The 8,155-nt window shown below is 64.3% G+C and carries 7 protein-coding genes; 3 read left to right on the top strand and 4 right to left on the bottom strand.

The window, feature by feature from the left end:
* The first annotated feature begins 138 nt into the window (after positions 1-138).
* A complete protein-coding gene (gene recG, locus IR187_RS14905; RefSeq protein ID WP_194955374.1) occupies positions 139-2,205 on the top strand; it encodes an ATP-dependent DNA helicase RecG in 2,067 nt (688 codons plus the stop codon).
* A 127-nt stretch (positions 2,206-2,332) separates the two neighbouring features.
* Here recG and IR187_RS14900 read toward each other — a convergent pair whose 3' ends face one another.
* Together IR187_RS14900 and tyrS are read right to left on the bottom strand one after the other, a co-directional pair.
* Positions 2,333-2,674: a PilZ domain-containing protein gene (locus IR187_RS14900; protein WP_194955373.1), complete on the bottom strand. Its 342-nt coding sequence runs from the start codon at positions 2,672-2,674 to the stop codon at positions 2,333-2,335.
* Positions 2,675-2,748: 74 nt separating this feature from the next.
* Positions 2,749-3,975 carry a tyrosine--tRNA ligase gene (tyrS, locus tag IR187_RS14895; RefSeq protein ID WP_194955372.1) on the bottom strand — a complete coding sequence of 409 codons (1,227 nt, stop codon included), beginning with the start codon at positions 3,973-3,975 and terminating at the stop codon, positions 2,749-2,751.
* A 32-nt stretch (positions 3,976-4,007) separates the two neighbouring features.
* Here tyrS and IR187_RS14890 point away from each other — a divergent pair, with 32 nt between their 5' ends.
* Positions 4,008-4,565 (top strand): DOMON-like domain-containing protein, encoded by a 558-nt coding sequence (locus IR187_RS14890; protein ID WP_194955371.1) that lies wholly within the window; start codon positions 4,008-4,010, stop codon positions 4,563-4,565.
* Positions 4,566-4,567: 2 nt separating this feature from the next.
* Positions 4,568-5,770 carry an exo-beta-N-acetylmuramidase NamZ family protein gene (locus IR187_RS14885; RefSeq protein WP_194955397.1) on the top strand — a complete coding sequence of 401 codons (1,203 nt, stop codon included), beginning with the start codon at positions 4,568-4,570 and terminating at the stop codon, positions 5,768-5,770.
* 87 nt (positions 5,771-5,857) lie between these two features.
* Here the strand turns inward: IR187_RS14885 and IR187_RS14880 are convergent, their stop codons facing one another.
* Positions 5,858-6,664 (bottom strand): lipid II flippase Amj family protein, encoded by an 807-nt coding sequence (locus IR187_RS14880; protein WP_194955370.1) that lies wholly within the window; start codon positions 6,662-6,664, stop codon positions 5,858-5,860.
* Positions 6,665-6,795: 131 nt separating this feature from the next.
* Positions 6,796-7,974, bottom strand: a complete 1,179-nt coding sequence (locus tag IR187_RS14875) for a vWA domain-containing protein (RefSeq protein ID WP_194955369.1) — start codon at positions 7,972-7,974, stop codon at positions 6,796-6,798.
* Positions 7,975-8,155: the final 181 nt, after the last annotated feature.

Below are 8,155 nucleotides of genomic sequence, written 5' to 3'. Positions count from 1 at the left end.
GGCGGTGCGCTTGCTTTGCAAGCGCATACCCCACACCCGCTGTGACTAACGAGCAAGCTCGTAAGTCTCGCTGCCCTCTCCCGCAAGGGGAGAGGGGAGGTGCAAGTTGGCAAAGCTCGCGCTAAACATCGGTCACCGATGCGACCCGAAATCCTCAATCCGCTCTTCGCCGCGCTCACCGACCTCAAAGGCGTCGGGCCGCAGCTCGCCAAGCCGCTGGCCCGGCTCGGGCTGGAGCGCGTCGTCGATGTGCTGTTCCATCTGCCGACCGGACTCGTTCAGCGCCATCCGGTCGATCGCCTTGACGACGCACAGCCGGGGCAGCAGATCATCATCACGCTCACCGCGCAGGACTACCGGTCGGGCCGCAGTCCGCGTGCGCCCTTTGGCGTCGATGCGTTCGACGCCGCGGGCGACCACGTCCGGCTCGTCTATTTCGGGCGAACGTCAGGTTTGGCAAAGAAGCTGTTTCCGCTCGGCGAACCGCGGCAGGTGTCCGGACGTCTCGATACCTATGGCGAGATGCGCCAGATCGTCCATCCCGACCATGTCAGCGAACCGGACAGTGATGAGGCGATTGCGACGAGCGAGGCGGTCTATCCGCTGACCGAAGGGCTGACCAATGCGCGGCTGACGCAGCTGGTCGAGATCGCGCTTGAGAGGCGCCCCGACCTCGCCGAATGGATCGACGGGCCGCTGCTGACCAGCCGAAATTGGCCCGCCTGGCGCGAGGCGCTGACGCGCGCTCATGCCAGTCCGCACGACGCCGCGGCGCACGACCGGCTCGCTTATGACGAGATTTTCGCCAGCCAGGTCGCGCTGATGCTGATCCGCGAAGGGCTGCGCAAGCGCAAGGGGCGCGCGGTGGTCGGCGACGGACGGCTGATCGACGCGCTCAAGCTGCCGTTCGGGCTCACCGGGGCGCAGGAGCGGGTGGGGCGCGAGATTGCCGCCGACATGGGCCGCGAGACGCCGATGCTGCGGATGCTGCAAGGCGACGTGGGGTCGGGCAAGACGCTGGTCGCGCTGCGCGCCATGCTGGCGGCGGTCGAGGCGGGGACGCAGGCGGCGCTGCTCGCGCCGACCGAGATTCTCGCGCGCCAGCATTTCGCGACCTTGCAGGCGATGCTGGCGGGCTTGCCCGTGAACATCGCGATCCTGACAGGGCGTGACAAGGGGCGGGTGCGCGAATCGACGCTGATGGGGCTGGCCGACGGCAGCATCGACATCCTTGTCGGCACCCATGCGATTTTTCAGGACGCGGTGACGTACCGCGATCTGGCGCTGGTCGTCGTGGACGAACAGCACCGGTTCGGCGTCGCGCAGCGGCTGATGCTGACCCAGAAGGCCGCGCGCCCGCCGCATCTGCTGGTGATGACCGCGACCCCGATCCCGCGCACGCTACAACTCGCCAATCATGGCGAGATGGACGTGTCGCGGATCGACGAAATGCCGCCGGGGCGCACCCCGGTCGATACCCGCGTCGTCTCGGTCGACCGGCTCGACGAGGTGGTCGGCGGGCTGGAGCGCCATCTGGCGACCGGGGCGCAAGCCTATTGGGTGTGTCCCTTGGTCGCCGAGAGCGAGATGAGCGAGCTTGCCGCCGCCGAAGAGCGCGCGGGGCTGCTGCGCGAGCGGCTGGGCGCGGGCCGGGTCGGGCTGGTCCATGGCCGGATGAAGGGGCCGGACAAGGATGACGTCATGGCACGATTCCAGGCGGGCGCAATCGGCGTGCTGGTCGCGACGACGGTGATCGAGGTCGGGGTCGATGTTCCCGCTGCCAGCCTGATGATCGTCGAACATGCCGACCGCTTTGGTCTGGCGCAGCTCCACCAGCTGCGCGGCCGCGTCGGGCGCGGCGCGGCGAAATCGGTGTGCCTGTTGCTGCGGTCGCAAAACCTGTCCGAAACCGCGCGCGAACGATTGGCGTTGATGCGCGAAACGAACGACGGGTTTGTGATTGCCGAAAAGGATCTGGAATTGCGCGGTGGCGGCGAGTTGCTCGGGCTCAAGCAGTCGGGCGACGCCGATTACGGGCTCGCCACCCCTGAACAGCTGGTCCGGCTGTTACCCGTGGCGCACGACGACGCGCGACTGTTCGTCGAACGCGACGGCGGGATGGATGGCGCGCGCGGCGAGCCGGTGCGGCACTGCCTGTATCTGTTCGAGCGCGATGCGGCGGTGCCGTTGCTCAGGAGTGGCTAAACTTCTCTCCTCCCGCTTGCGGGAGGGGTTGGGGGTGGGCCAGCACCCTCTCGGATGCCCACCCCGCTGCGACTAGCGAGCAAGCTCGCAAGTCTCGCTGCCCCTCCCGCAAGCGGGAGGGGATTTCTCAGTTCACATCCGCCCGCGCGCCCATGGCGCGGATCATCGGCAGATAATCTTCAACCGCGATCGACTTGTCGAACTGCACACCGGTCTTGCCGCCCAGCGACCACACGACTTTCGCGGCGGTGCGGCCGATGATCGGCATGCGGAACACAACCAGGTCGCCGGGTTCCAGCCCACGCTCGAAACGCATCAGCATACCGTCGGCGCTGATGTTGACGCAGGTGCACATTTCCTGCCGCCCGTCGGGCATGACGAAGGGCAAGCGGCAATAGACGTCGCTACGCGGGGCGATCCGCTGGTCGAGCCCGACATAATGGGCCTTGCTGGTGTCGATCTTGCGCATTTTTGTGGACCTTGTTGGTTTGGGCATGAAAATCCACTCGAATGCTGAAGATTGGGTAAACGTGGTTTTGCGCCTTACCGCGTCACAAGGCCATGTTTTTTCGCGCCGAGGCTCAGCGGCACCGGATCGGTGCCGGGTAAGATCAGGTGGTGCGGGTTGCGAATGACGACGCCATCGACCTTCACCGCGCCCTCGTCGAGCTTGCGGCGCGCCTCCTTGTTCGACGCGGCGAAGCCCAGTTCGCGCAGTGCATCGACGACGCTGATCCCCTCGGCGGGCGCGACGGCGTGCGGCAGGTCGCCACCAACCTGCCCCTTTTCAAAGGTTTGCGTGGCGGTTTCGGCGGCAGCCTTGGCGGCGTCCGCGCCGCGACACAGCGCGGTTGCCTCGTTCGCCAGTATCTTCTTCGCCTCGTTGATCTCGGCGCCGTCCAGCGCTTCGAGCCGTGCGATCTCGTCGAGCGGCAGGTCGGTGAACAGTTTCAGGAAGCGACCGACGTCGCGGTCGTCGCAATTGCGCCAGAACTGCCAATAGTCAAAATGGGACAGTTGAGCGGGATTAAGCCAGACCGCGCCGGCGGCGGTTTTGCCCATTTTCGCGCCCGCCGCGGTGGTCAGCAGCGGAGTCGTCAGCCCGTAAAGGTCGGCGCCGTCCATGCGGCGGCCCAGCTCCATGCCGTTGACGATATTGCCCCACTGGTCCGACCCACCCATTTGCAGCCGGACACCCATCGTCTTCGACAAATGGCGAAAATCATAGCCCTGCAGGATCATGTAATTGAATTCGAGGAAGGTCATCGGCTGCTCGCGCTCCAGCCGCAATTTTACCGAATCGAACGTCATCATGCGGTTGATCGTGAAATGGGTGCCGACTTCCTGCAGCAGCTCGATGTAGCCCAACTGCCCCAGCCAGTCCTGGTTGTTCACCATCACCGCATCGGTCGGCCCGTTGCCAAAGGTCAAAAACTGCTCAAAGATGCTGAAGATTGACGCGATGTTTGCCGCGATCGTCTCGTCGGTCAGCATCTTGCGGCTTTCGTCGCGCCCGGTCGGGTCGCCGATCCGCGTCGTCCCGCCGCCCATCAGCACGATCGGCTTGTGCCCGGCCTGTTGCAGGCGCCGCAGCATCATGATCTGAACGAGGCTGCCGACGTGCAGCGACGGCGCGGTCGCGTCGAACCCGATATATCCCGGGACGACCTGTTTCGCCGCAAGCGCATCGAGCCCTTCCGCGTCGGTCATCTGGTGGATATAGCCTCGCTCGTCGAGCAGGCGCAGCAGGTCGGATTTGTGGTTCGTCATAGCGGCCGGGCGCTTAGCATGGGGTTCGGGATTTGAATAGCATTCGCACAGCACTGATCTGCCATCCCGATACCCCTGCGCGGGCGGTGGACGGAATAGCGGTCGAGATCATCCTGTCGTTCGACGACGGGTTCGCGCTCAACTTCATCGTCGATGGCCGCATTGCCGACATCGTCCTGCCGCCCGGCGAGGGACAGCTGGTCATTGCCGACAGCGCCACCGACGGCTTGTGGCAGGGCACCTGTTTCGAGGCGTTTCTGACCGAAGAGGGGCAACCCGACTATACCGAGTTCAATTACGCCCCCGACGGGCGATGGGCCTGTTACCAGTTCGACGATTACCGCTCGTTGCTCCACCCCGACGAACTGGCGCCGTGGGACATGGCCGCCGAACGCAGCGCCATCCGCTATGCGCTGCGCGTCGAGCCGGGGATTTTCCCCGACACCGGGTCGAAACTGGCGCTGGCCGCTGTCATCGAGGAATTGGACGGCACGAAAAGCTATTGGGCGCTCGCGCATCCGCCGGGAAAGCCCGATTTCCATCATCCCGATTGCTTTGCGTTGACGCTTGCGGCACCGGGCGCGGCATGACGATGAAATTCGGTATCGACCGCCTGCTCGCCGACCCCGCACTGCGCGCGCCGCTCGCCGGAAAGCGCGTCGCCTTGCTCGCGCATCCGGCGTCGGTGACGGCGGACCTGACGCACAGCGTCGATGCGCTCGTCGCGGCGGGCGTCAACGTGACCGCGATGTTCGGGCCGCAGCACGGGGTGCGCGGCGACCTGCAAGACAATATGATGGAGTCGCCCGACTTCACCGATCCGACCCACGGTGTGCCGGTGTTCAGCCTTTATGGCGAAGTTCGGCGTCCCACCGGCCAGTCGATGCACACCTTCGACGTCATGCTCGTCGATCTCCAGGATCTCGGCTGCCGCATCTACACCTATGTCACCACGCTGCTCTATATTCTGGAAGCGGCGGCGCAGTACGGCAAAGCCGTCTGGGTGCTCGACCGCCCGAACCCCGCGGGGCGTCCGGTCGAAGGAACCTTGCTCCGTCCCGGCTGGGAAAGCTTCGTCGGCGCGGGACCGATGGCGATGCGCCACGGCCTCACGATGGGCGAGATGGGTCATTGGTTCATCCGCCACTTCGGCCTCGACGTCGATTATCGTGTGATCGAGATGGAGGGGTGGCAGCCGGACGGGCCGGGTTTTGGCTGGCCCGCCGACCGGGTGTGGATCAACCCCAGCCCCAACGCCGCGAACGTCAACATGGCGCGCGCCTATGCGGGCACCGTGATGGTCGAGGGTGCGACGCTCAGCGAGGGCAGGGGGACCACCCGCCCGCTCGAACTGTTCGGCGCCCCCGACATCGATGCCAGGTCGGTGATCGCCGAAATGCACCGCCTTGCGCCCGAATGGCTCGCCGGATGCAAGCTCCGCGATATCTGGTTCCAGCCGACCTTTCACAAACATGTGGGACAGCTGTGCAACGGGGTTTATATCCATGCCGAGGGCGATTGGTACGACCATGCGGCCTTCCGGCCGTGGCGCGTGCAGGCGCTGGCGTTCAAGGCGATCCGCTCGCTCTGGCCCGATTATCCCATCTGGCGCGGTAAAGACTTCCAATATGAGTATACCGACAATGTGCTCGCGATCGACGTGATCAACGGCTCGCCCTTGCTGCGCGAATGGGTCGACGATGCGGGCGCCACACCCGCCGATCTCGACGCGCTGGCACTACCCGACGAGGCGGCGTGGCAGGGCGACATCGCCGATTTGCTCCTCTATCGTTAAAGGTGCCTGTGGTCGGTCAAACAGGCTGACCGGGCTTTACGTGGGTTTCCAATCGCGCGCGGGGAGCAGCTGCGGCCGCGTGGCGCGTCAAACATGCACGGCCACCCACGCGATCAGCATCGCGGCGGGCAGCAGCAGCGCCTGCGCCAGGATCGTACCGGCAAGGCGGCTCAGGGAGATGAAGGTGATCGCGCGGCGGAACTCGGCCTCGTCGACTTTGCCCTCGACGGCATCGTCAGTCATGACCGACAGTTGCGGGTCAATAAAGGCGAAGAGGAGGATCGTCGCAAAGCCGTTGATCAGCGCCGACAGTTGCGACGCGGTGACACGGAATTCGGGCGCGAGATAGCCCGCATAGAGCGACGCGACGACGCCCACGGCGAGCAAGGATTGCGCGAGGCAGTTGGCGATCAATACGCCCCAGCTGATTCCTTTGGGCATCCTCCAGCTTTTGAGGTGCGCGAGGCTGGGAAGTGTCAGTGAGCGGCCCAAGGTCCGCAGCCCGCTGGGGCTCACCGCCTTCACCGCTAGCTTCGTGGTCGACCGGTTGGTCTGGTACCAGCCGATCGCGGCGGCGAACATCCGCTGCCCTGTCGGCACCAGCAAGATGCCGATCAAAGTCGCGACGCTCGCCGCGGCAAGCACCAGCTGCATGTCGATGAACAGCGACGCGCCGCTGCCGTCGTGGATGCGCGTTTCGATCCGCTTGGCCAGAAACGGTCCCAGGAAGCTGTTCGACGTGCGCGAAAACAGCACCAAAATGTTGAACAGCGCGAACGACATCGCAATCCGCCGCGTCCGCACTCCCGCAATCCGTGCGGCATATGCGAGCGCGCCGATCAGGTTGATGAACCCGGTGAGGAGCAGGATGGTGACGAGGGGAAGGTCGAACATAAAGAGCCTAATGCGGGAACCCGAACGCCTCGTCATTGCGAGCGAAGCGAAGCAATCCAGGGCGGCTTACGCGCGCTCTGGATTGCCACGGGCCCTCGGCCCTCGCAATGACAATTAATTGAAGCGGTGGATCAATGCTTGCGCGTCAGCTCGCGCATCGCATCGTCGAGCCCCGCAAGGGTCAGCGGATACATGCGGTCGTTTATCAGCTGTTTGATCAGTTTGACCGACTGGGTGTAGCCCCAATGAGCCTCGGGCACCGGGTTCAGCCACACCGCCGCGGGATAGACGTGGGTGATCCGCTGGAGCCACACCGCGCCCGATTCCTCATTGAAATGTTCGACGCTGCCGCCGGGATGGGTGATTTCATAGGCGCTCATCGACGCATCGCCGACGAAGATTACCTTATAATCATGTCCATATTTGTGGAGGATATCCCACATCTGGTGGCGTTCGGACCAGCGGCGCTTGTTGTCCTTCCACACCCCTTCGTACGGGCAGTTATGGAAGTAAAAGAATTCGAGATTTTTGAACTCGGTCGTTGCGGCGCTGAACAATTCTTCGCACAGCTTGATGAAGGGGTCCATCGACCCGCCGACGTCGAGGAACAGCAGCAGCTTGACCGCATTGCGCCGTTCGGGGCGCATCCGGATGTCGAGCCAGCCCTGCCGCGCGGTGCCGTCGATCGTCCCTGGAATGTCGAGCTCGTCGGCGGCTCCCTCGCGCGCAAATTTGCGCAGGCGGCGGAGCGCGATCTTGATGTTGCGGGTGCCGAGCTCCTTGGTGTTGTCGAGATTCTGGAACTCGCGTTTTTCCCAGACTTTCAGCGCGCGCTTGTGCTTGCTCTCGCCGCCGATCCGAACACCCTCCGGATTATAGCCCGAATTGCCGAAGGGCGACGTGCCGCCGGTGCCGATCCACTTGCTGCCGCCCTCGTGGCGCTTCTGCTGTTCCTCGAGCCGCTCTTTCAGCGTCTGCATGATCTTGTCCCAATCGCCGAGCGACTCGATCGCGGCCATTTCTTCGGGGGTCAGGAATTTCTCCGCCACCGCTTTCAGCCAGTCGGCGGGGACATCAACCGGGTTCTGGCCGTAATCGGAGATGATGCCCTTGAAGACCTTGTTGAACACTTGGTCGAAGCGGTCGAGCAGACCTTCGTCCTTCACGTAAATCGCGCGAGAAAGGTAATAGAATTGCTCAGGACTGCGATCGATCACCTCTCGGTCGAGCGCTTCCAGCAGCATTAGATGCTCTTTCAGGCTGGCGGGAATGCCCGCGGCGCGCAGCTCGTCGAGAAAGCCGAAAAACATGGTGCAGGCGTATCGCGTCGGAGACAGTGGCGCAATCCCTTTACGTAAACGGAAACTGGGGTCAGCGGGTTCGCTGTGATGGCTGGTCGCGACCGGTTGCGGCCATCAAAATCCTCCCCGCTTGCGGGGAGGGGGACCGCCGCCGCAGGCGGTGGTGGAGGGGGCTATCGGCCTGGCGCGC

The sequence above is a fragment of the Sphingopyxis solisilvae genome, from assembly GCF_015475875.1.
Taxonomy (GTDB): Bacteria; Pseudomonadota; Alphaproteobacteria; order Sphingomonadales; family Sphingomonadaceae; genus Sphingopyxis; species Sphingopyxis solisilvae.
The sequence above is the reverse complement of the archived record's forward strand: the minus strand, read 5'-3'. Positions and strand labels throughout refer to the sequence as shown.